Below are 20,732 nucleotides of genomic sequence, written 5' to 3'. Positions count from 1 at the left end.
TCATCGGGGAGAACCACACCACGCAGATGCACAGCAACCTCCTGGACGTCGTCGGCAGCCTCCAACCTACCGCTCACGCTCTCGCACCGCCCGCCCGCGGTCACCGATTCACCACGTCACAGTGCAGCCGCACACCGCACCGGCGATCACGCCACAGGCCGAACGCCCAGATCCACGGTGCTCACGCCACGGGCCAGCCGCACACAACAGTCCGCAGTGATCGCCGCACCCATCAGAGCGCAGTGATATCCCCACGCTCACGACAGATCGCGCGGACCGCCGCCAACCCGGCGGCGATCGCAGGGTGGCCACTACTACCCCGCCGAACGAACGCGATATGGCGGCGGCTGGGCGCGGACGGTCCGTGCAAGGGAATTCGGACCACGGCATCGTCTGCGGGCAGGTAGGCCAGGCGCGGGATCAGGCTGACGCCGAAACCGCGGGTCACCAGGGCCGAGATACCGATCCAATCCATGCCGCGATGCACGATCCGCGGCGTGAAACCGGCTGCGGCACAAGCACTCAGCTGAAGCTGACAGTGCGCTACGCGGTCCGGCGCGCCGATCCAGTCCTCTGCGGCGGCTTCGGCGAGTTCGACACTGCGGCAGGCGGCCAGCCGATGACCGGCGGGCACGAGCAGATCCTGGGGCTCGTCCGCGAGCGGATGCTGTTCGAACCGCGCGTCCGTCGGCGCGGGGCCGTCCGCGGCCGGGATGACGACACCGATATCGGTGTCCCCGGCGAGCAGCAGATCGAAGCAGTGCCGACTCTCGTCCTCGTTGATTTCCAGTGCCAGCCTGGGATGTTCGGCCCGCAGCCGAGCCGCGGCGGGCGCGACCAGTGCGACCATCGCCGTGGGCATCGCGCTGATCCGCAGCACACCGGACAGGTCCGCGCGCTGCGCGGCCAGATCGGCGCGGGCCCGTTCGGCACCGGCGAACAGATCGTCGGCGTGCCGGAGCAGAGTGTGCGCCGCCGCCGTCAACTGGACCCGCCGCCCGACCTGTTCCAGCAGCACGGCATCCAGATCGTGTGCGAGCTGGCGCAATTGCTGCGACACCGTGGAGGGGGTGAGGTGTAGTGCCATGGCCGCCGCGGTCACCGTGCCGTGCTCGCGCAGCATCCGCAGCGTATGCAACCGCGGATCGATCATGTAGCCATTCAACACGATTCACTGCGGAATCTATTGATGGATTCGCACATCACCGCGTCGAATACTGGGGATATGCCCCCATCACCGTTCGTTTCGAGCTACGACGACACCGTTTCACACTGCCGCCGCTGCGGCCGCACCGTCCGCCAACCCGACCCGTCGGAGTCCTGCCACCGCACCTCCGAGGGTGTGGTCCGCTACAGCCGCTGCGCCTGCGGCATGGCCCAGATCTGGCTGCGGCGCTGGTCGGCCGAAGTACTGCACCGCTGAGGTGCGCCCGGCCGACGGCCGGGCACGACGGGAACTACTTCTTCGGGAACTTCAGCTTCGAGATATCGAAACCTTCGAGCCCCGGCGGCAACTGGTCCAGACCGGGCGGCATATCCGAGAGATCGGGCATACCGGCGGGCATACCACCCGGCAGACCCGGCATGCCCGGGAAACCACCGCGCATCTTCGGCGGGGTCGGGCCGCGGCCGCCCTTCTTTCCCTTCTTCCCCTTCTTGGCATTGCGCCGGTTGCCGCCGGGCAGGCCCATCTGCCGGCCCATGGCGGCCATCATCTTCTTCGCTTCGAAGAAGCGGTCGACGAGCTGGTTGACCTCGGAGACCTGCACGCCCGAACCATTGGCGATGCGCAGGCGGCGCGAAGCGTTGATGATCTTCGGGTTGTCCCGCTCGGCGGGAGTCATACCGCGAATGATCGCCTGCACCCGGTCGAGCTGCTTGTCGTCGACCTGGGCGAGCACGTCCTTCATCTGACCGGCGCCCGGCAGCATGCCGAGCAGGTTGCCGATCGGGCCCATCTTGCGGATGGCCAGCATCTGGTCGAGGAAGTCCTCGAGGGTGAGCTCACCGCTGCCGATCTTGCGGGCGGCCTCCTCGGCCTGCTGCGCGTCGTAGACCTGCTCGGCCTGCTCGATCAGCGACAGCACATCACCCATGCCGAGGATGCGCGACGCCATCCGGTCGGGGTGGAAGACGTCGAAATCCTCGAGCTTCTCGCCGGAGGAGGCGAACATGATGGGCGCGCCGGTGATCTCACGCACGGACAGGGCCGCGCCACCGCGGGCGTCACCGTCGAGCTTGGTGAGTACGACACCGGTGAATCCGACGCCGTCGCGGAATGATTCGGCGGTGTGCACCGCGTCCTGGCCGATCATGGCGTCGAGCACGAACAGGGTTTCGTCGGGCTGCACGGCATCGCGGATGCCCGCGGCCTGCGCCATCAGTTCCGCGTCGATGCCGAGGCGGCCCGCCGTGTCGACGATGACGATGTCGTACTGCTTGGCCCTGGCCTCTTCGACACCGGCGCGCGCGACCTCGACCGGGTCGGCGGCGGAGATGCCGAGCGGGTTCTCGCCGCCACCGACCGAGGTGCCGGGGTGCGGGGCGAACACGGCCACGCCCGCGCGCTCACCGACCACCTGGAGCTGGGTGACGGCGCCGGGACGCTGGAGGTCGCAGGCCACCAGCAGCGGGGTATGTCCTTGGCCCTTCAGCCATTTCGAGAGCTTGCCGGCCAGGGTGGTCTTACCGGAACCCTGCAGACCGGCGAGCATGATCACCGTCGGCGGGGTCTTGGCGAAGGTGAGGCGCCTGGTCTCGCCACCGAGAATGCCGACGAGTTCCTCGTTGACGATCTTGACGACCTGCTGCGCCGGATTCAGCGCCGCCGAGACCTCGGCGCCCTTGGCGCGCTCCTTGATCTTGGCGATGAAACCGCGCACCACCGGCAGTGCGACGTCGGCCTCGAGCAGGGCCAGCCGGATCTCGCGGCAGGTGGCGTCGATGTCGGCCGGTGACAGACGTCCTTTACCCCGCAGATCCTTGAGGGCACCGGTTAGCCGGTCGGACAGTGATTCGAACACCGATCGCGCTCCTGAATCTCGAGGGGACGTCTTTTTCCTTCGCCCAGCGTAATCGGAGTTCGCGGGTGATCGCGCACGGGGAGCGGGCACGACGACGCCCGGCCACCCGCGTGGGGGGCCGGGCGCGCGCGAACCGGTCAGTCCAGGGAGCGGCGGCGGGGCTTGACCGTCTTGCGGTAGTCGTGGTTTTCGGCGCCCACCATGAAGATCGCTTCGCGGCCGGTGAGCCCGAGTTCCAGGGCCAGGTCGTCGAGCAGGGCGTACTCGGCCTCGGTGGGCACGTCGGTGCCGGCGGCGGTCACGGCGATGGTCATGGCGGTGACGGCCTGCTGCCCGGTCAGGGTCCGGCCGGGTAGCCAGGAGACCACCCAGCGGTCGCCGCCGACGCAGCGGGCCATATGCGTTGTCTCGTTGCTCGTCATCATCGACGCCGAAACGACTTCGATTGCCACCGACCTGCTCCCCTCGTGCTCGCGATAGCCGGACGCTCTGATACTAGGTCGCCTCGACCACACCGCCTACAGGTTCCAGCAAATCGCGTGCAACGGTTTGATAGCGCGCTGCGCGTCAGGTGGCCGCGGCCGTCTCCGGCCGCTTCGGCGCCGGTCGCGGGACCACTTCCAGCACCGCCTTTTCGATCGCCGCGCGCCGGGCCGCACCGTCGTCGGCACCGAGATCCAGGCAGAACGCGTCCACCACGGCCGAACCCATGGTCACCACCTTGGCCCAGCGCACATTCGCGCCGCACGCCGAGAACGCGGCGGCCAGCCGGCTCAGCAGCGCCAGCCGATCCTCGGCCCGCAACTCCAGCAGCCACTGACCCGGCGCACTGGTCTGCGACCAGATCAGCCGGGGTTCGGCCTGCGCGTGCGGGCTCGCCGCGATACCTGAGTCCCGTTCGCGTTTGGCCAGCCGGGCCGGGAGATCCAGATCGCCCGCGGACGCGCGAATCAGCTCCTGGCGCAGCAGACCCGGGTCCGGCGGGTCCCCGAATTTCGGCGCCACCACGAAGGTGTTGATCGCCGAGTCGCCCGCCGCGCCGACCGATGCCGCCAGCACCCGCAGCGAGTGCAGGGCGAGCACGCCCGCCGCGTCGGAGAGCAGGCCGGGACCGTCCGGCGCGATGACGGTGACCGTGTAGGTGAACTTGCCCTCGGCGGGCCGCAGATCGACGTGGACGCCACCTGCCTCGGCGCGCTGGATCAGGTCGGGCGCAATGGGTTCCGGGGTCGGCAGCGGTTCCCCGGCCAGTACCAGGCGGCAGCGCCGGACCAGGTCGCCGATGAGCGAGGCCTTCCAGTCGCCCCAGACTCCGGGGCCGGTGGCCAGCGAATCCGCTTCCGCGAGCGCGTGCAGCAGTTCCAGCAACTGGATGTCGCCGTCGAGGGTGTCGGCGACGAAGCGGACGGTCTCGGGGTCGGCGAGATCGCGGCGGGTGGCTGTGTCCGGCAGCAGCAGGTGGTGGCGCACCATGGCCGAGAGCGTCTGCACATCCTGCGGCCACAGCCCGAGCCGACGGCCGATGTGGGTGGCCAGTTCCGCGCCGACCACGCTGTGGTCGCCCGCGCGGCCCTTGCCGATGTCGTGCAGCAGCGCACCGAGCGCGAGCAGGTCCGGGCGAGCCACCCGGGTGCTCAAAGTGCTTGCGTAAGCGACGGTTTCGATCAGGTGGCGATCCACCGTCCAGGTGTGCATGGCATCACGGGGCGGCAGATCGCGCACCGCGCCCCATTCCGGCAGCAGCCGGCCCCACAGCCCGGTGCGGTCCAGCGCCTCCACCGCGTCGATGACCCGGCGGCCGGATCCGAGCAGGACCAGCAGGTCGTTCAGCGCATCCTTGGGCCACGGTTCGCGGAGCTCCGGCGCGTCCTCGGAGAGGCGGTTCAGAGTGGTCGCCGACATCGGCAGCCCGTGCTGTGCCGAGGCCGCCGCGACGCGCAGGATCAGCCCGGGATCGCGCTGCGGGCGAGCGTCCCGGGCCAGCACCACTTCGCCCCCGTGCTCGACCACCCCCTCATCGAGTGGTCGGCGCACCGGTGCGCGGCGGAGCCGGGCCAGGCCGCGGCGGGGCAGCGCGTTCGCGGCGGTGCGCAGGCCGACATCGACCGAGTAGCTCACGGTCCGCGCCGAATCGCTGAGGATGCGGGCGAGGTCGAAGCGGTCGCCGAGGCGCAGTGCGCCGCCGATCTCGTCGGCGTCCTGGGCGCGGAGCTGGTCGCGGGCCCGGCCGGCCACCCGATGCAACTCCGTGCGAACATCCAGCAAACGTCGATGAGCGGTCTTCAAACCACCACCCGGCACGTCCGGCCCGAGCCCCGGCATGGCATCGGTGAGCTGAGCGATAGCCAACGCGTCCAGCAGCTGGATATCCCGCAGCCCGCCACGACCGTTCTTCAGATCCGGTTCGGCGCGATGGGCGATCTCGCCGCTGCGCTGCCAGCGCGCCTCGGCCTGCGTGATGATCTCGTCGAACCGGCCGCGGATCCCGGTCCGCCACTCCCGGCGCACCCCGCCGACCAACAGCGTGCTCAGATCCGCGTCACCGACGATGTGCCGGGCCTCGAGCATGCCCATGGCCGCGATCAGATCGTCGGCGGCGACCCGCAGCGCCTGCGGCACGGTCCGCACGCTGTGGTCGAGTTTGATGTGGGCGTCCCACAGCGGATACCAGAGCTGATCGGCCACCTCGGCCACCCGGGCCGGGTCCACGTCGTCGTGCAGCAGCACCAGATCCAGATCCGAGTACGGCAGCATCTCCCGGCGGCCCAGGCCGCCGACCGCCACCACGGCCAGACCGCTGTCGGCGGTGATGCCGAGCTCGGCGCCCTTGGTGGTCAGCCACAGCTCGTACAGGTCGACCAGGGCCGCGCGCACCGCCTCGGAATCCAGTCGCGGCGTCCGGGACCTGCGCTCCCCCGGTTCGGCGATCGGGCCATTGTCGAGCAATTGCTTTCGTGCCGCGACCAGTTCGGCCGCACCCTTCGACTGACCCACAACCCACCACCGTCCCAATGCGGGCGGCCCCGCCCCGACCGGCGATGAACCGGAAGGAGCGAGGCCGCCGCTCGAATTCGTCGTGCTTGTCCTACAGAGCGTCGGTACCGCGTTCGCCGGTCCGGACCCGGATGATCGACTCGACCGGGGTGACCCAGACCTTGCCGTCACCGATCTTGCCGGTGCGCGAGGCCTCCACGATGACCTCGACGACCTTCTCGACCGAGGCGTCGTCCACCACGACCTCGACGCGCACCTTCGGCACGAAGTCGACCGAGTACTCGGCGCCGCGGTAGACCTCGGTGTGGCCCTTCTGCCGCCCGTAGCCCTGCACCTCGCTGACGGTCATGCCGAGCACGCCCGCCTGTTCGAGCCCGGACTTGACGTCCTCGAGCGTGAACGGTTTGACGATTGCGGTGATCAACTTCATGGTCGTCATGCCTCCTTGACGAGCGAGCTCGGGACCGAGCTGGCCGAGCGTGCCGTGCCACCCACAGCAGCGAAATCGTATGCGGTTTCCGCGTGCTCGGACTCGTCCAGGCCCGCCGACTCGGCTTCCTCGCTGGCCCGCAGCCCGATGGTGAACTTCAGCAGGTAGGCGATCACCGCGGTCGCGATCAGCGAGTACGCCAGGACGACGAATGCTCCGACGGCCTGCAGCTTCAACTGCTCGATACCACCACCGTAGAACAGGCCCTTGACCCCGGCGGGTGCTTCCTCGGTCGCGACCAGGCCGACCAGCAGGGTGCCGACCAGACCGCCGACCAGGTGCACGCCGACCACATCGAGCGAATCGTCGAAGCCGAACTTGAACTTCAGGCCGACCGCCAGGGCGCACAGCGCACCCGCCACCGCGCCGATGACGATCGCGCCGATCGCGTTCACCGAGGAACAGGCCGGGGTGATGGCGACCAGACCGGCCACGATGCCCGAGGCCGCGCCGAGGGAGGTGGCGTGCCCGTCCCGGAACTTCTCCACCAGCAGCCAGGCCATCATGGCCGTACCCGTGGCGACGGTGGTGGTCAGGAAGGTCGCGCCCGCGGTGGCGGTGGCGCCGACAGCCGAACCGGCGTTGAAGCCGTACCAGCCGAACCACAGCAGACCGGCGCCGAGCATGACGAAGGGCAGGTTGTGCGGGCGGAACGGCGACTTCGGCCAGCCCTTGCGCTTGCCGAGCACGATGGCCAGCACCAGACCGGCCGCACCGGCGTTGATGTGCACCGCGGTACCACCGGCGAAGTCGATGGCCTTGAGGTTGTTGGCGATCCAGCCGCCCTGCTCGGCGGTGATGCCGTCGAACGCGAAGACCCAGTGCGCGACCGGGAAGTACACGATCGTGGCCCAGACGCCGGCGAACACCAGCCACGAGCCGAACTTCAGGCGGTCGGCGACCGCGCCCGAGATGAGTGCGACGGTGATGATCGCGAACATCGCCTGGAAGGCGACGAAGACCGGCAGCGGGATGGTGCCCGCCAGCGGTACCGCGGTCTCCACGTCGGCCAGGACGTTGGACTGATCGGCGCCGCCGAAGACCGACTTCAGACCGAAGTACTGGGTCGGGTCGCCGAAGAAGTTGCCCTTGTCCTCACCGAAGGTGACGGAGAAGCCGTAGAGCACCCACAGGATGGAGATCAACCCCATCGCACTGACGCTCATCATGATCATGTTCAGCACGTTCTTCCCGCGGACCATGCCGCCGTAGAAGAACGCGAGTCCGGGTGTCATCAACAGCACGAGCGCTGCGCTTGTCAGCATCCATGCGGTATCACCGGCGTCCGGTGCGCCGATTGCGGGAAATGCCACCTTGAAGTCCTCCTCATCTCGGGCCCCGCCGATCGACGGCGATATGGACCTGAACAGAAAGGTTCCTCACTCGGTGTTTCATCTGGCGTGCCGCGAGGTTTCGCGTGCGTGAACGGATACGCCAGTTGTGTTGCGTCTACGTTTCCTACTGCCGACCGTAGCCAAAACCCCTGGTGTGAGGCTCGGGCGGTGGCTAATTCCCGGCGTCAGCCCAGCAGCGCGTCGACGAAGGCGCCGGGTTCGAACGGAGCGAGGTCATCGGCGCCCTCGCCGAGCCCGACCAGTTTCACCGGCACCCCGAGCTCGTGCTGCACCTGGAAGACGATGCCGCCCTTGGCCGTGCCGTCCAGCTTGGTGAGCACCACACCGGTGATGTCGACCACCTCGGCGAAGACCCGGGCCTGCATCAGGCCGTTCTGGCCGACGGTGGCGTCGAGGACCAGCAGGACCTCGTCGACTTCGGCAGGAGCGGAGCCCGCGGAGCGACCAGAGTTCACGGCCTTTTCCACGACTCGTTTGACCTTGCCGAGTTCGTCCATGAGGCCGGTCTTGGTGTGCAGGCGGCCCGCGGTGTCCACCAGCACCACATCGACGCCACGCTCGATGCCCGCGCTGACCGCGTCGAACGCGACGGCGGCCGGATCGGCGCCCTCCTTGCCGCGCACGGTCTCCGCGCCGACCCGCTCGCCCCAGGTCTGGAGCTGATCGGCGGCGGCGGCGCGGAAGGTGTCGGCGGCGCCGAGCAGGACGCGGCGGCCGTCGGCGACCAGCACCCGGGCGAGCTTGCCCGTGGTCGTGGTCTTCCCGGTGCCGTTCACTCCGACCACCAGCAGGATCGACGGATGATCGGCGTGCGGCAGTGCGCGCACGGAGCGATCCAGTTCGGGGCGCAGCGCCTCGATCAGCACCTCGCGCAGGATGGTGCGGGCCTGCTCGGGGCTGCGCACGCTGTGCGCGGCGATCTCCTCGCGCAGGCGGCTCACCACGGCCGCGGTGGAGGCGGTGCCGAGATCGGCCAGGACCAGGGTGTCCTCGATCTCCTCCCAGGAGTCCTCGTCCAGGTCGCCGGCGCCGAGCAGTCCGAGCAGGCTCTTGCCGACCGCGTTCTGCGAGCGGGACAGACGTCCGCGCAGGCGGAACAGGCGGCCCTCGGTCGGCTCGATCTCGTCGAGGACGACCTCTTCGTCCAGCACCTCGGTGGTTTCGGCCGTCGGCGCCGCGGCGACCTCGACATCGCCCTCGGGCAGGGCCACGTTGGTGATGCCGCGTTTGGGGGCGTCACGCGGGACGGCGGCGTCGTCGCCGATGTGCGGCTGGCCCTCGTCGTCGGTGCGCTCCAGCGGAACGGGTTCCAGGGTGGCGGTGCCGCCACCCTGACTGAAACTGAACCCGCCCTGGGCCGTATAGCCACCGGACCGATCGGTCACCTCCTTGGTGTCGGAGGTCGGCGATGTCAGCGAGACGCGGCGACGCCGATACCGGACCGACCCGGCGACGAGCACGACCAGCAGCACCGCCGCGATCGCGGCAATCAGGATCCAGGCTTGGGAACTCACGTGCCCCATCCTTGCAGAACACCGACACGCCGCCGACGAGGCACAACCGGACGAGTCCGGCGGGCGGGCGGCTCGGTGCAGGCCGGAGGGGGTCGCGCGGTGGACACAGCCCACGAGATTTCTTGTCCTGCGGAACTTCTCGCGACGGGACAATAGGATCGGCAACGTGACAGACCGAAACGTGCTTGGGGGGCCGCTGGAAGAGTGCGGCGCCGATCCTGTGACCGGCTTCTACCGGGATGGCTGCTGCTCGACCGGACCGGAGGATCTCGGCAGCCACACCGTGTGCACCGTCGTCACAGCAGAGTTCCTGGAGCATCAGGCCTCCATCGGCAACGACCTGTCCACCCCGCGCCCCGACAATAATTTCCCCGGCCTGCAACCTGGTGACAGATGGTGTGTGGTCGCCGTGCGCTGGTTACACGCCCACGAGGACGGCGTCGCCGCACCGGTGGTCCTGGCCGCCACCCATGAGAACGCCCTGGAGGTCATCTCCATGGACATCCTGCGCAAGTACGCGGTCGATGTGCCCGATGACGTGAGCGATCTGTTGTAGCCGGTTTCGGTCGATGATCTCGACGGTCGGCTCGCGGCGGAGCGATCCTCCGGGCCGATCAGCCGGCGGTGCGACGGCGGTGGGCTTTCTGGCGGCAGGCGGCCGAGCAGTATCGAGCCGGGCGGCCGGTGGTCGGGCGGTGGACGGCGGCGCCGCAGATCGGACAGCCGCGAGTCTCGTTACGCGACGGAGTTTCGTCATGCGAATCCGGGCCGACGCCGGGTTTCGTAACAGCCGGAGCTGCCACGGTGGCGCGCAGCGAGTCCAGGACGAGGGCGGCGCCGCGGACGAGGCGGCGATCCGGACGCTGATGCCGTTGAATGGCAACGCATCCGGTGAAGATGTCCAGCACATCGCCGAGGGTGATGTCGGCGCGGACCGCACCGTGCCGCTGCGCGGCGACCAGCAGTTCCCCCACGGTCCGGTTGAAGCGCGCGCCCGCGCTCTGCACCAGCGCACGCGGCCAGCCGTCGTCGGATTGCACTATGTCGCAGAGTGCCTGGTTGCCCGGGGTAGACGCGATCACTTCGGCGCATACCTCGAAGAACGCGGCCCCGGGGTCCGCTGCGTTCAGCCGAGCGGCGGCGAACCGGGCCAGCCGATCGATCCGCTGCTGCATGACCGCTTCCAGTAGATCGGCTTTGGTGGGGAAATGGCGGTAGACCGTGCCCGCGCCGACCCCGGCGCTGCGCGCGATCTCGGCCAGTGACACCGAGGTTCCCTGCTCGGCGAATGCTTGCTGTGCGGCGGCCAGGACCTGGGCGCGGTTGCGCCGTGCGTCGGTGCGCGACGCGGGGCCGAGAGCGGCTGGTGGAGCGGACATTTCGTTACGGTCCTCCGATACACGTCCTGGTCGAGCGGGGCGCGTCACCCGTATCGTCCGAAAGCGGGTCACCTGACCCGATTGTATCGGCTCCGACACCAAGGCAGACAACGCGAATGTCACAACAACCCGTTCTCATCACCGCCGCCACCGGCAAGCAGGGTGGCGCGACCGCTCGACGGCTACTGACCGGCGGCGTCCCGGTCCGGGCCCTGGTCCGCGATCAGAACTCCACCGCCGCACAGGCTTTGGCCGCCGCCGGTGCCGAGCTCGCGGTCGGCGATTTCGACGCACCCGACACCGTCGCGGCCGCACTCACCGGCGTCCGCGCCACGCTGCTGGTCCCACCCGCCGAATACGGTGCGGGCGGTTGGAATGTCGAACTCGAGGCGCGACGCGGCGAACAGTTCGTCGACCTCGCCCGCGCAGCCGCCGTCGACCACATCGTGTTCACCGGTATCGCCTCTATGCGCGAGGACGCCAGCTGGGGCACGGCGGGCAAACGCCGCATCGAAGACGCGCTGCGCACCAGCGGTCTGCGCTACACCGTCCTGCGGCCGGTCCGCTTCATGGAAAACTATCTGATGCAGGGTTTTCCGGTGGACGGCATCAACGGCGGGGTGCACCGCCATCTCTTCCCCGCCGACCGCCCGCTACAGATGATCGCGGTCGCCGACGTCGCCGAATTCGCCGCGCTGGCCTTCGCCGACCCGGACCGCTTCCACGGCCTCACCCTCGAACTCGCCGGTGACGCACCGACTCCCACCGCCGCCGCCGCGACGATCAGTGCGCGGGTCGGCCGCCTTATCCGCTACCGGGAGTACACCGAGGCCGAGGCCGCCGCCATCGGATCGGAGATCGCCGAGGTCTGGCGGGTCAGTCGCGACAGCGGCGGCTGGCACGCCGACATCCACGCTCTGCGTGCCCTGCACCCGGGCCTCATGACACTCGAATCCTGGCTCACTGCAACCGGTTCCGCGCAGCTGCGGGCCCTCCCCGCGAACTGACCGCAGGCACCCTGTGCGATCATCCGCCCCCGATGGCGGTGGGGCGCAACTGCCGTCCTGATCAGTTCGCCGCGGCGCCCACCAGGTTCTCCCCGCGCAGGCGCTGGGAGATCACCTGGGTGATGCCGTCACCGCGCATGCTCACCCCGTAGAGCGCGTCGGCGATCTCCATGGTGGGCTTCTGGTGGGTGATGACGATCAGCTGACTCTTCTCCCGCAGCTGTTCGAACAAGCCGATCAGGCGGCGCAGGTTGGTGTCGTCGAGCGCGGCCTCGACCTCGTCCATCACATAGAACGGGGACGGGCGGGCGCGGAAGATGGCCACCAGCAGCGCCACCGCGGTCAGCGACTTCTCGCCACCGGAGAGCAGCGAGAGCCGCTTGACCTTCTTGCCGGGCGGGCGAGCCTCGACCTCGATGCCGGTGGTGAGCATGTCGGAGGGGTCGGTGAGCACCAGCCTGCCCTCGCCGCCGGGGAACAGTTTCGCGAAGACACCGACGAATTCGCGTTCCACGTCCTCGTAGGCCTCGGTGAACACCTGCAAGATGCGCGCGTCGACCTCGGCCACCACATCGAGCAGGTCCTTGCGGGCGTTCTTGACATCCTCGAGCTGAGTGGCCAGGAAGTTGTAGCGTTCCTCCAGCGCCGCGAACTCCTCCAGCGCAAGGGGATTCACCTTGCCAAGGGTGGCCAGGTCCTTCTCGGCGCGTTTGGCGCGGCGCTCCTGGGTGGCACGGTCGTACGGCATGGCGGTGGGCGCGACGACCTGTTCGCCGCGTTCACGGGCCTGGTCGTATTCCTGCCATTCCAGATCGGTCGGGGGCAGCGGCACATCGGGGCCGTACTCCTCGATCAGGTCCGACAGCGCGATCCCGAACTGCTCGGCGATGGTGGCCTCGAGCTGTTCGATCCGCAGCGCCGCCTGTGCCTTGGCGACCTCGTCGCGATGCACGGCGTCGGTGAGCTGGGCCAGCTGGGTGCTCAGCGCGCGGGCCCGCTCTTTCACCTGCTCGACCTGCGCGGCCGCCTCGGTGCGGCGGCGCACCAGATCGTCGCGGCGGGCTCCGGCCTCGGTCACCACCCGGTCCAGCTCGGCGGCGACCCGCGCCCCCGATTCCGCGACGGCGGCGGCCACCGCGGCGGCCTGACGGCGGGCGGCGTGCGCGCGTTCGGCGCGGGCCCGCGCCTCGCGCTCGGCGCGGGCGGCGCGACGCAGCGAGTCCGCTTTGCCGCGAACGGATTCCGCGCGTTCCTCGGCGGTGCGCACCGCCAGGCGCGCCTCCACCTCCATGGCGCGCGCCTCGGCCAGCGCGGCCGCGGCCTCCTCGCGGTCGCGGCCCGCGGACTCGGTGCCCGCGGCGGCCAGTTCGGAATCGTCCTGCTCGAGTTCGACGGCGCGCAGCCGGTCCTCCAATTCGGCCAGGGCCGTGAGGGATTCACCACGAGCCGCCTCGGCGTCGCCGCGCTGCCTGGCCAGGCGGTCGCTGTCGCCGGTGGCGGCGCGCGCAGCCTGGCCGAGCCTGCCGAGCCGGTCGTAGATCGTCATCAGCGCCTGATCGGATTCGTGCAGGGCCAGCAGCGCCTGATCGACGGCATCCTTGCGGTCGGCCTGTTCGTCCAGCGCGCCCGAGAGGGCGGCCTCCAATTCCTCGGCGCGCCGCTGCGCGGCCTCCAGATCGGCTCGCGCGGTATCGATATCGGCCTGGATCTCCAGCTGACTGGGCGCGCGGTCGGAACCACCGAGCACCCAGCCGGTGCCGGTGAGATCGCCCTCCCGGGTGACCACCCGCAGTTCGGGGCGCGTGCGCAGCAGCTCGGTCGCGTCGGCGAGCGTGTCCACCACCGCCACGCCCGCGGTGAGCGCGCCGATCGCGCCGCGCACCGAATCGGGGCAGTCCAGCACCTCGGCGAGCCAGCGGGCCGCTGCGGGCAAAGCGTCGCCGGATGCCGATGGTGGGGTGGCCGTGCCGAAGACGAGTGCGGCCCGGCCGCCGTCGGCCTCCCGCAGCGAGCGCACGGCGGCATGCGCGGTGCCCGCGCTGTCGGCGGCGACCGCGTCGGCCAGCGGGCCGAGGGTGGCGGCGACCGCCGCCTCGAAACCGCCGTGCACCCGCAGCAGGCCGGACAGCGGGCCGAGCAGGCCCTGCGTCTGATGCTCCGCGAGCCACGCCGCGCCGTCACGGCGCGCCAAGCCCATGCTCAGCGCCTCGATCCGCGCACCGAGCGACGCGACCAGTTTGCTCGCGTCCCGATCCTGTTCGCGCAGCTCCTTGACCCGCCGGTCGGCGAGCTCCAGTGCCTGCACGGCGTGCTCGTGCTGGGTGTCGAGGCCCGCCTCGCCCGCGTCGAGCTCGCTCAATTCGCCCTGTACCGTGTCGAATTCGGCCTGGGCCGCGTCACCGCGCTGCCGCGCCTCGGTAATCGCCACCGACAGTCGCGCGATCTCCGCGTCCATCGACTGTGCCTTGGTGCGCAAGGTATCGACCTGGCCGGACAACCGCGCCAAACCCTCGCGCCGGTCGGCGACGGCCCGCACCGCGGCCAGATGCGCCTGCTCGGCGGCCTTGGCCGCCTGCTCCCGTTCGTACAGCGCGTCCCGCGCCGCCTCCAGGGTCTCGGCGGCGATCTCCACGGCCTCCCGCAGTTCGGCCTCCTCGGCCTCCACGCGCGCGGCCTCCGCCTCGAGCTGATCGGGATCGCGGCCGGTACCGACCGGCAGCTCGGTATCCAGGTGACGCGCGCGGTCCTCGGCGATCCGGATGGTCGCGTTCACGCGTTCGGCCAATGCCGAGAGCTGGAACCACAGCTGCGCCGCCGCCTCCGCGCTCGGGGTCAGCCGCGACAGCTGGAATTCCTGCTGAGCCAGCACGGCGTTCGCGGCGTCGAGTTCGGTCTGCACGGTGATGTGCTGTTCGCGTGCGTACGCCTCCTTGCTCTGCTGACCGGCCAGCTCGTTGCGCCGGGTGACCAGATCGTCAGCGGCCAGGCGCAAGCGCGCGTCCCGCAGATCCGCCTGCACGGTCTGCGCGCGGCGGGCGACCTCGGCCTGCCGGCCCAATGGTTTGAGCTGGCGGCGCAATTCGGTGGTGAGGTCGGTCAGACGCGCCAGGTTCGCCTGCATGGCGTCGAGTTTGCGGACCGCTTTCTCTTTGCGTTTGCGGTGTTTGAGTACACCGGCCGCCTCCTCGACGAAGGCCCGCCGGTCCTCCGGCCGCGATTCCAGGATCGCCGACAGCTGGCCCTGCCCCACGATGACGTGCATCTCCCGGCCGATCCCGGAGTCGCTGAGCAGTTCCTGCACATCCATCAAACGGCAGCTGCTGCCGTTGATCTCGTATTCACCCGCGCCGTCACGGAACATGCGGCGGGTGATCGACACCTCCGCGTAGTCGATGGGCAGCGCGCCGTCGGAATTGTCGATGGTCAGGGTGACCTCGGCGCGGCCGAGCGGCGCGCGACCGGAGGTGCCCGCGAAGATGACGTCCTGCATTTTGCCGCCGCGCAACGCTTTCGCGCCCTGCTCGCCCATCACCCAGGTCAGCGCGTCGACCACATTCGATTTGCCGGAGCCGTTCGGGCCGACCACACAGGTGATGCCCGGCTCGAACCGCAGCGTCGTCGCGGACGCGAAGGATTTGAATCCCTTCAGCGTCAGACTCTTCAAATGCAATTCGACACCTTTCCGGAGTCGGCCTGATCGGGCGGGGCGACCAGCCATGATATCCACCCGGCGCCGACCGTCTGGTACGCGGGCAGTGGAGCGCGGATGCCACCGCGGGGGCGTCCTCCAGGGTATCGAGTTCGCCCGGTAGCAGGCACATTCGAGTGTGCCAGAGGTTTGCCGAATTCGCGGGCCGGATTCGATGCCAAGCCGTGATCACCGAAAGGCGGTGCGGGACACCGCGAGGACATACCATCCACCCTGATTCGCCAGCGCGCCGTCCTTTTCTGGAGTATCCGCAGATGCCACCCCTTTTCGGCACCAGCACCAGCTACCGGCTGGCTCGGATCGCCGCGCTCGTGGTCGGCAGTCTGCTGTTCCTGTACGCGTGCGAGCGCAGCCGCAGCACCATGCTGTCGGACGTGTGGGTGGAGGTCCTGCTCGCGGCCGCTTTCGGGCTGGCCGGGATCGGGGCGGCGTGGTTCGAGATCATGATCGATGAACGGGCCGCCCGCAGCGGCAAAGCCGACACCGCCGGGCTGCGTTTCGAGACCGGCGAGCGGGTCATCCGAGGCCGGATCGCCCGATCCGGGAATCTGGTGCTGCACGGACGCGACCTGGATTCGGACTACGAATGGTCTTGGACCTTCCGCCCAGCCACCTTCCCCGCCCTGCGCGCCGCCCTCGGAGACGAGGAGGGCGACCTGCTGAAACTCATGGAAACAACCATCCCCCAACTGGATCGAAACGCCCAGGCCGATCCCGGCGCCTGGTTACGCGCCCACGACGTCCCAGCCACCTACCGGGAAAAGGGCGACAACCCGGCCCAGGCCACCCGCGAACTGCCGATCCTGCACATCGGCCCGCCGGCCCGCCCGCGCTCGGGCTCCGAGCGCCGCCACGATTCCGCCTCGACCGGTGAACGCAACCGCGCAACCCGCCGCCGCACCTCCTCGTCGAACTCCGCTGACGAACGCTCCTCCCGCACACCGGCCTCCGCCACCGCAGCACTCGAAGAGCCCACACGCTCGCGTCGCCGACGCCGCGACGACAGCCGCCGCCGCCGCAGCAGTACCGGTGCCGGGCGAGACAGTGCCGCTGAGCGGGAGGAGGTCGATGTCGACGGCTATCGCGACGCGGGAGAGACCCGGAACAGTCGCGGCAACACCGGCAGTCGCGAACGCCGTGCGGACCTTCGCGACGGCCCAGCCCGGCGGGACACTACCCGCGGCAACCCAGATGCGGACCGGGACAGCGCACTCGAAGGCGGTGTCGATCGCGGCGGTCACCGAGGTCGCAAATCCGACAGTCGCGCGTCCGGCGGCGATCGGCGCAACAGCACGGCGCGCGATCGAAGCGCGATCCGCGACGATGGGCGAGCCGGTCGCGCCGGCGGCTACGGCAGCCGACTCGACGCGAATTCTCGCTACGCCCTCGGCGACCCGAGTGACTCCCGCGACCACGAGCCGGTCACGACCGGCACCCGGCACAGCGAGCAGCGCGACACCCGCCGCGGCAGTCGAGACGAGGGCGACAGCCGCCGCGCGGATACGCGGGACGGTCGAATCGCGGATCCGCGAGCGGATTCGGTACGCCGGTCCCGGCGCACCCAGGCGGAGCTGCCGGAATACCCCGACCGCCCGTTACCCAGCCGCCGGGACCGCAGCTTGCGCGCCGAGGCCGACCAGTCCGCCCGCCGCGGCCAGGCGGTGACCGACCGACCGGTACAGGTGCCACTCAATCGTCTGTCCGCCCGCGAATACGACGACCTCCGCCGCACCCGCCGCAGACGCTGACGAGCACTCGCGCGACCACTCGACTACACCGTGCCCGCACTGCGGGCAGCTACCGCGAATTGCGGATGCGCGAGCGCGACCGGAACATCACCGCGTGATGCGGGCAGCGGCCGAGCGCCGGATTCGCCTGTGTGCCGATCAGATCCGCCGCACTCGTCGCTGACCCGAGCAGGTCGATTCCGAGCGTCGATCAGACTGTTCGACGCTCGATACCGCAGTCCGGCCCGCGGATGCCGCACTGGGCGATCAGGACCAGCGGGCGCGGTGCTTGCCGGACTCGAAGCCGGTGAGCATGCGGAAGGCGAGGACCGCGCCCCAGGGGCCGATGACCCAGACAGGCCAGAAGTAGGTGAATTGGCCGAGGCTCAGGGAGATGGCGCCCCAGATGCCGAGTACCAGGAGGCTGACGCCGAGCCAGGAGGTGGCCTCGATGCGCTGCCAGATGGGGAAGCGGGCGGGAGCGGATTCGCCGGAGGTTTGCTTCGACAGTTTCGGCAGGTCGGTCAGGACCGAGCCGAGGTCTTCGCGGGTGGTCGTCGCGTAGGTCTGCGCGACGCGTTTGTCGTATTCGGCGAGGTCGAGGCGACCGTCCGCCAGGTGGCGGCCGAGCAGCTCGACCACGGTGGCTCGTTCCGCATCGGAGGCGCGGGTGCCGGTGCTGATGTCCATGTCAGACCCTTCGATCCATATTCCACATTGGAAGGTAATTCCAGCATGTACCCTCCACTATGGAATGTCAAGGTCGGAGCGGTTTTTGTGGCCCGCGATCGGCGAACCCAGTACGCTCGACCGCATTCACGCGAGGAGGTTGTTCTTGTCCGAGACCGTGCGCGGCGTCATCGCACGAAGCAAAGGCGTTCCCGTCGAACTCGTCGATATCGTGATCCCGGATCCGAGCGCGCACGACGTCGTGGTGCGCGTGCAGGCGTGCGGTGTCTGCCACACCGACCTGCACTACCGCGAGGGCGGCATCAACGACGAATTCCCGTTCCTGCTCGGGCACGAGGCCGCCGGCGTGGTGGAGACGGTCGGCAGCGCGGTCACCCACGTGGCACCCGGCGATTTCGTGGTGCTGAACTGGCGTGCGACCTGCGGCGAATGCCGGGCCTGCAAACGCGGACGCCCCTGGTATTGCTTCGACTCCAGCAATGCGAGCCAGAAGATGACCCTGGCCGACGGCACCGAACTGAGCCCCGCCCTGGGCATCGGCGCGTTCGCGGACAAGACACTGGTGCACGAAAGGCAGTGCACGAAGGTCGATCCCGGCACCGACCCGGCGGTCGCGGGACTGCTCGGCTGCGGTGTGATGGCCGGTATCGGCGCCGCGATGAACACCGGCAACGTCTCGCGCGGTGACACCGTCGCGGTCATCGGCTGCGGCGGCGTCGGCGACGCGGCCATCGCCGGCGCCCGGCTGGCCGGGGCGCGCACCATCATCGCCATCGATCGCGACCAGCGAAAACTGGAGTGGGCCAAGGATTTCGGCGCCACCCATGCGATCGACGCCGGCTCCGAGGATGTGGTCGAACGCATCCAGGAACTCACCGACGGTTTCGGCGCCGATGTCGTCATCGAGGCGGTGGGCCGCCCGGAGACCTGGAAGCAGGCCTTCTACGGCCGCGATCTCGCGGGCACCGTGGTCCTGGTGGGTGTGCCGACCCCGGACATGACCCTGGAGATGCCGCTGATCGACCTGTTCTCGCGCGGCGGCGCGCTGAAGTCCTCCTGGTACGGCGACTGCCTGCCCGAGCGCGACTTCCCGATGCTGATCGACCTGTACCGTCAGGGCCGCCTGCCGCTGGAACGTTTCGTCTCCGAGCGCATCGCGCTGGACGAGGTCGAAAAGGCGTTCCACGCCATGCATTCCGGCGATGTGCTGCGCTCGGTGGTGGTCTGGTGACCCGGATCGACCGCGTCGTCACCTCCGGCACGTTCGCCCTAGACGGTGGCACCTGGGATGTCGACAACAACATCTGGCTGATCGGCGACGATCGCGAGGTCCTCATCGTGGACGCGGCGCACGACACCGAGCCGATCGTCGACGCGGTCGGTGACCGTGAGGTCGTCGGCATCCTGTGCACGCACGCCCACAACGACCACATCACCGTCGCACCGCACCTGGCCCGGCATTTCGACGCGCCGATCCTGCTGCACCCGGCCGACGACGTCCTCTGGCGCATGACCCACCCGGATGTCGAGTACGACTCACTGGCGGACAAGCAGCGAATCACGGTGGCGGGCACCGATATCGACATCCTGCACACGCCGGGCCACTCCCCCGGCTCGGTCTCGCTGCACGCCCCGGAGCTGACCGCCCTGTTCACCGGCGACACCCTGTTCCACGGCGGCCCCGGCGCCACCGGTCGCTCCTACTCCGATTTCGGCACCATCATCGATTCCATCCGCGATCGTCTGCTCACCCTGCCGGAGCAGACGGTGGTGCACACCGGCCACGGTGACACCACCACCATCGGCACGGAGCGCCCGGGCCTGTCGAATTGGCTGGCACGCGGCCACTGATCAACTCGGGACCCACTCCCCGGTCCGGCGATGCCGGTTCAGTCCGACGACCTCGAATTCGTCGCGCCGCCCGGCCGCGCCGGTGACGCCGAGCCGGTGCAGCGCGATGGAAATCGGCCCGCGCCCGGGATATCCGGTCTCGTGGTAGGTGACCGCGCCGTCCTCCCAGATCGTCGCGGCCTGTACCCCCAGCCCGGCGTGCATCTCCGACCAGGCGTAGATCAGCGGCCCGTGCGCCGACCAGGCGCGCAGCACCTCCTCGAAGCGCTTGCCCGCGAACAGCACCGCCGCGATGTCGTCGGTCAGCGGGATCAGCGCGAGTCCGGACGCCAGCGGCACCACGGGTACCTCGTGCTCGCTGCCGATCGCCGCGAGCATCGTCATGTCACCGATCAACGCGCTGAGTTCGTAGGCCACCGCAACTCCTGAAGTCGCACCACCCGAGGAGTTCCAGGCTACGAGCTGCCGGGCCCACGGGGCGGCGGTTTCCACCAGTACATGCCAGAATTCGATCATGGACGACTCGACGATCGAGGTGATGCTCACTCGCCAGAGCGTCACCGCCGGTGACGATTACAGTGCGCCGCACCATCACTCGGTCGAGTTGCCTCGCGACGGGACGTTCGCGGATCTGATCGAACACCTCTGGGATATCCACTACGCCCCGCGCACCGGTGGCCCCGAACTCGATCCTGACGTCTGGACGCTGTGGTCCACCGAGTACCCGCGCGAGGACATCCTCATCGCCGCGATCCGGGTCTACCGCACCGGCGCGGACGACGACATCGCCTGGGCCGTCGACGAGAACACCGTGCTGTCGGATCCGCGGTTCGTCACCGAGCGCGGATACCTCAGCATGCGTATGCATTCGGCCGGCACCCGAAATCCGCGAGTAGGGCTGAACGAGGCGCGCAGGCGCAGACGCTGAAGGTACGACAGCACCACCCGGCCGAGCGCGAAACGCTGTGGGACCACCCGTCGAGCGACCCGGCA

The 20,732-nt window shown here is 69.5% G+C and carries 18 protein-coding genes; 7 read left to right on the top strand and 11 right to left on the bottom strand.

Annotation, left to right across the window (positions count from 1 at the left end; genetic code table 11):
- Window positions 1-232: 232 nt before the first annotated feature.
- Window positions 233-1,153, bottom strand: a complete 921-nt coding sequence (locus tag ACFVMC_RS31670; RefSeq protein ID WP_379216424.1) for a LysR family transcriptional regulator — start codon at window positions 1,151-1,153, stop codon at window positions 233-235.
- Window positions 1,154-1,225: 72 nt separating this feature from the next.
- Between ACFVMC_RS31670 and ACFVMC_RS31665 the strand changes: the two genes are divergently transcribed.
- The gene (locus ACFVMC_RS31665; protein ID WP_379216423.1) at window positions 1,226-1,423 is read left to right on the top strand and encodes a hypothetical protein; all 198 of its coding nucleotides are present in this window, start codon (window positions 1,226-1,228) and stop codon (window positions 1,421-1,423) included.
- A gap of 34 nt (window positions 1,424-1,457) precedes the next feature.
- Here ACFVMC_RS31665 and ffh read toward each other — a convergent pair whose 3' ends face one another.
- The 6 genes from ffh to ftsY form a co-directional block, all read right to left on the bottom strand.
- The gene (gene ffh, locus ACFVMC_RS31660; RefSeq protein ID WP_379216421.1) at window positions 1,458-3,023 is read right to left on the bottom strand and encodes a signal recognition particle protein; all 1,566 of its coding nucleotides are present in this window, start codon (window positions 3,021-3,023) and stop codon (window positions 1,458-1,460) included.
- A 137-nt stretch (window positions 3,024-3,160) separates the two neighbouring features.
- Complete coding sequence (locus ACFVMC_RS31655) at window positions 3,161-3,475, bottom strand: hypothetical protein (protein WP_379216419.1); 315 nt, start codon at window positions 3,473-3,475, stop codon at window positions 3,161-3,163.
- 115 nt (window positions 3,476-3,590) lie between these two features.
- Window positions 3,591-6,017, bottom strand: coding sequence for a [protein-PII] uridylyltransferase (locus ACFVMC_RS31650; RefSeq protein WP_379216417.1), 2,427 nt, complete (start codon window positions 6,015-6,017; stop codon window positions 3,591-3,593).
- 91 nt (window positions 6,018-6,108) lie between these two features.
- Complete coding sequence (locus ACFVMC_RS31645) at window positions 6,109-6,447, bottom strand: P-II family nitrogen regulator (protein ID WP_159838907.1); 339 nt, start codon at window positions 6,445-6,447, stop codon at window positions 6,109-6,111.
- Window positions 6,448-6,452: 5 nt separating this feature from the next.
- Window positions 6,453-7,820 (bottom strand): ammonium transporter, encoded by a 1,368-nt coding sequence (locus ACFVMC_RS31640; protein WP_379216415.1) that lies wholly within the window; start codon window positions 7,818-7,820, stop codon window positions 6,453-6,455.
- Between the two features lie 206 nt (window positions 7,821-8,026).
- Window positions 8,027-9,385, bottom strand: coding sequence for a signal recognition particle-docking protein FtsY (gene ftsY, locus ACFVMC_RS31635; RefSeq protein ID WP_379216413.1), 1,359 nt, complete (start codon window positions 9,383-9,385; stop codon window positions 8,027-8,029).
- 157 nt (window positions 9,386-9,542) lie between these two features.
- Here ftsY and ACFVMC_RS31630 point away from each other — a divergent pair, with 157 nt between their 5' ends.
- Window positions 9,543-9,932, top strand: coding sequence for a DUF2237 family protein (locus ACFVMC_RS31630; protein ID WP_209889680.1), 390 nt, complete (start codon window positions 9,543-9,545; stop codon window positions 9,930-9,932).
- A gap of 58 nt (window positions 9,933-9,990) precedes the next feature.
- Here the strand turns inward: ACFVMC_RS31630 and ACFVMC_RS31625 are convergent, their stop codons facing one another.
- Window positions 9,991-10,755 carry a TetR/AcrR family transcriptional regulator gene (locus ACFVMC_RS31625; protein WP_379216411.1) on the bottom strand — a complete coding sequence of 255 codons (765 nt, stop codon included), beginning with the start codon at window positions 10,753-10,755 and terminating at the stop codon, window positions 9,991-9,993.
- Window positions 10,756-10,871: 116 nt separating this feature from the next.
- On the opposite strand from ACFVMC_RS31625, the gene ACFVMC_RS31620 reads away from it, so the two are divergent.
- Window positions 10,872-11,762: an NmrA family NAD(P)-binding protein gene (locus ACFVMC_RS31620; RefSeq protein ID WP_379216409.1), complete on the top strand. Its 891-nt coding sequence runs from the start codon at window positions 10,872-10,874 to the stop codon at window positions 11,760-11,762.
- Between the two features lie 61 nt (window positions 11,763-11,823).
- Here the strand turns inward: ACFVMC_RS31620 and smc are convergent, their stop codons facing one another.
- On the bottom strand, window positions 11,824-15,432 hold the full coding sequence (smc, locus tag ACFVMC_RS31615; protein WP_379216407.1) for a chromosome segregation protein SMC: 3,609 nt from the start codon (window positions 15,430-15,432) through the stop codon (window positions 11,824-11,826).
- 293 nt (window positions 15,433-15,725) lie between these two features.
- Here smc and ACFVMC_RS31610 point away from each other — a divergent pair, with 293 nt between their 5' ends.
- Complete coding sequence (locus tag ACFVMC_RS31610) at window positions 15,726-17,219, top strand: hypothetical protein (protein ID WP_379216406.1); 1,494 nt, start codon at window positions 15,726-15,728, stop codon at window positions 17,217-17,219.
- A 246-nt stretch (window positions 17,220-17,465) separates the two neighbouring features.
- Here the strand turns inward: ACFVMC_RS31610 and ACFVMC_RS31605 are convergent, their stop codons facing one another.
- Window positions 17,466-17,888, bottom strand: coding sequence for a DUF1707 domain-containing protein (locus ACFVMC_RS31605; RefSeq protein WP_379216404.1), 423 nt, complete (start codon window positions 17,886-17,888; stop codon window positions 17,466-17,468).
- Between the two features lie 145 nt (window positions 17,889-18,033).
- On the opposite strand from ACFVMC_RS31605, the gene ACFVMC_RS31600 reads away from it, so the two are divergent.
- Both ACFVMC_RS31600 and ACFVMC_RS31595 read left to right on the top strand, forming a co-directional pair.
- On the top strand, window positions 18,034-19,119 hold the full coding sequence (locus tag ACFVMC_RS31600; RefSeq protein ID WP_379216403.1) for an S-(hydroxymethyl)mycothiol dehydrogenase: 1,086 nt from the start codon (window positions 18,034-18,036) through the stop codon (window positions 19,117-19,119).
- Complete coding sequence (locus ACFVMC_RS31595) at window positions 19,113-19,739, top strand: MBL fold metallo-hydrolase (protein ID WP_379216448.1); 627 nt, start codon at window positions 19,113-19,115, stop codon at window positions 19,737-19,739. Before ACFVMC_RS31600 ends, ACFVMC_RS31595 begins: the two co-directional genes overlap by 7 nt.
- Here the strand turns inward: ACFVMC_RS31595 and ACFVMC_RS31590 are convergent, their stop codons facing one another.
- A complete protein-coding gene (locus tag ACFVMC_RS31590) occupies window positions 19,740-20,285 on the bottom strand; it encodes a hypothetical protein (RefSeq protein WP_379216401.1) in 546 nt (181 codons plus the stop codon). It abuts the gene before it with no gap.
- Between ACFVMC_RS31590 and ACFVMC_RS31585 the strand changes: the two genes are divergently transcribed.
- Complete coding sequence (locus ACFVMC_RS31585; protein ID WP_379216399.1) at window positions 20,254-20,667, top strand: hypothetical protein; 414 nt, start codon at window positions 20,254-20,256, stop codon at window positions 20,665-20,667. The genes ACFVMC_RS31590 and ACFVMC_RS31585 overlap by 32 nt on opposite strands.
- Window positions 20,668-20,732 lie beyond the last annotated feature (65 nt).

Source organism: Nocardia sp. NPDC127579 (genome assembly GCF_042672005.1).
Lineage (GTDB): Bacteria > Actinomycetota > Actinomycetes > Mycobacteriales > Mycobacteriaceae > Nocardia.
Note: the sequence above shows the minus strand (reverse complement) of the source record. Positions and strands in the feature narration are given on the sequence as shown.

Excerpts from the sequence above, each read along its gene's own strand:
- ACFVMC_RS31670 (WP_379216424.1), bottom strand. The coding sequence starts at position 1,153 with ATGATCGATCCGCGGTTGCATACGCTGCGGATGCTGCGCGAGCACGGC.
- ACFVMC_RS31665 (WP_379216423.1), top strand. The coding sequence starts at position 1,226 with ATGCCCCCATCACCGTTCGTTTCGAGCTACGACGACACCGTTTCACAC.
- ACFVMC_RS31645 (WP_159838907.1), bottom strand. The coding sequence starts at position 6,447 with ATGAAGTTGATCACCGCAATCGTCAAACCGTTCACGCTCGAGGACGTC.
- ftsY (WP_379216413.1), bottom strand. The coding sequence starts at position 9,385 with ATGGGGCACGTGAGTTCCCAAGCCTGGATCCTGATTGCCGCGATCGCG.
- ACFVMC_RS31625 (WP_379216411.1), bottom strand. The coding sequence starts at position 10,755 with ATGTCCGCTCCACCAGCCGCTCTCGGCCCCGCGTCGCGCACCGACGCA.
- ACFVMC_RS31620 (WP_379216409.1), top strand. The coding sequence starts at position 10,872 with ATGTCACAACAACCCGTTCTCATCACCGCCGCCACCGGCAAGCAGGGT.
- ACFVMC_RS31610 (WP_379216406.1), top strand. The coding sequence starts at position 15,726 with ATGCCACCCCTTTTCGGCACCAGCACCAGCTACCGGCTGGCTCGGATC.
- ACFVMC_RS31605 (WP_379216404.1), bottom strand. The coding sequence starts at position 17,888 with ATGGACATCAGCACCGGCACCCGCGCCTCCGATGCGGAACGAGCCACC.
- ACFVMC_RS31585 (WP_379216399.1), top strand. The coding sequence starts at position 20,254 with ATGGACGACTCGACGATCGAGGTGATGCTCACTCGCCAGAGCGTCACC.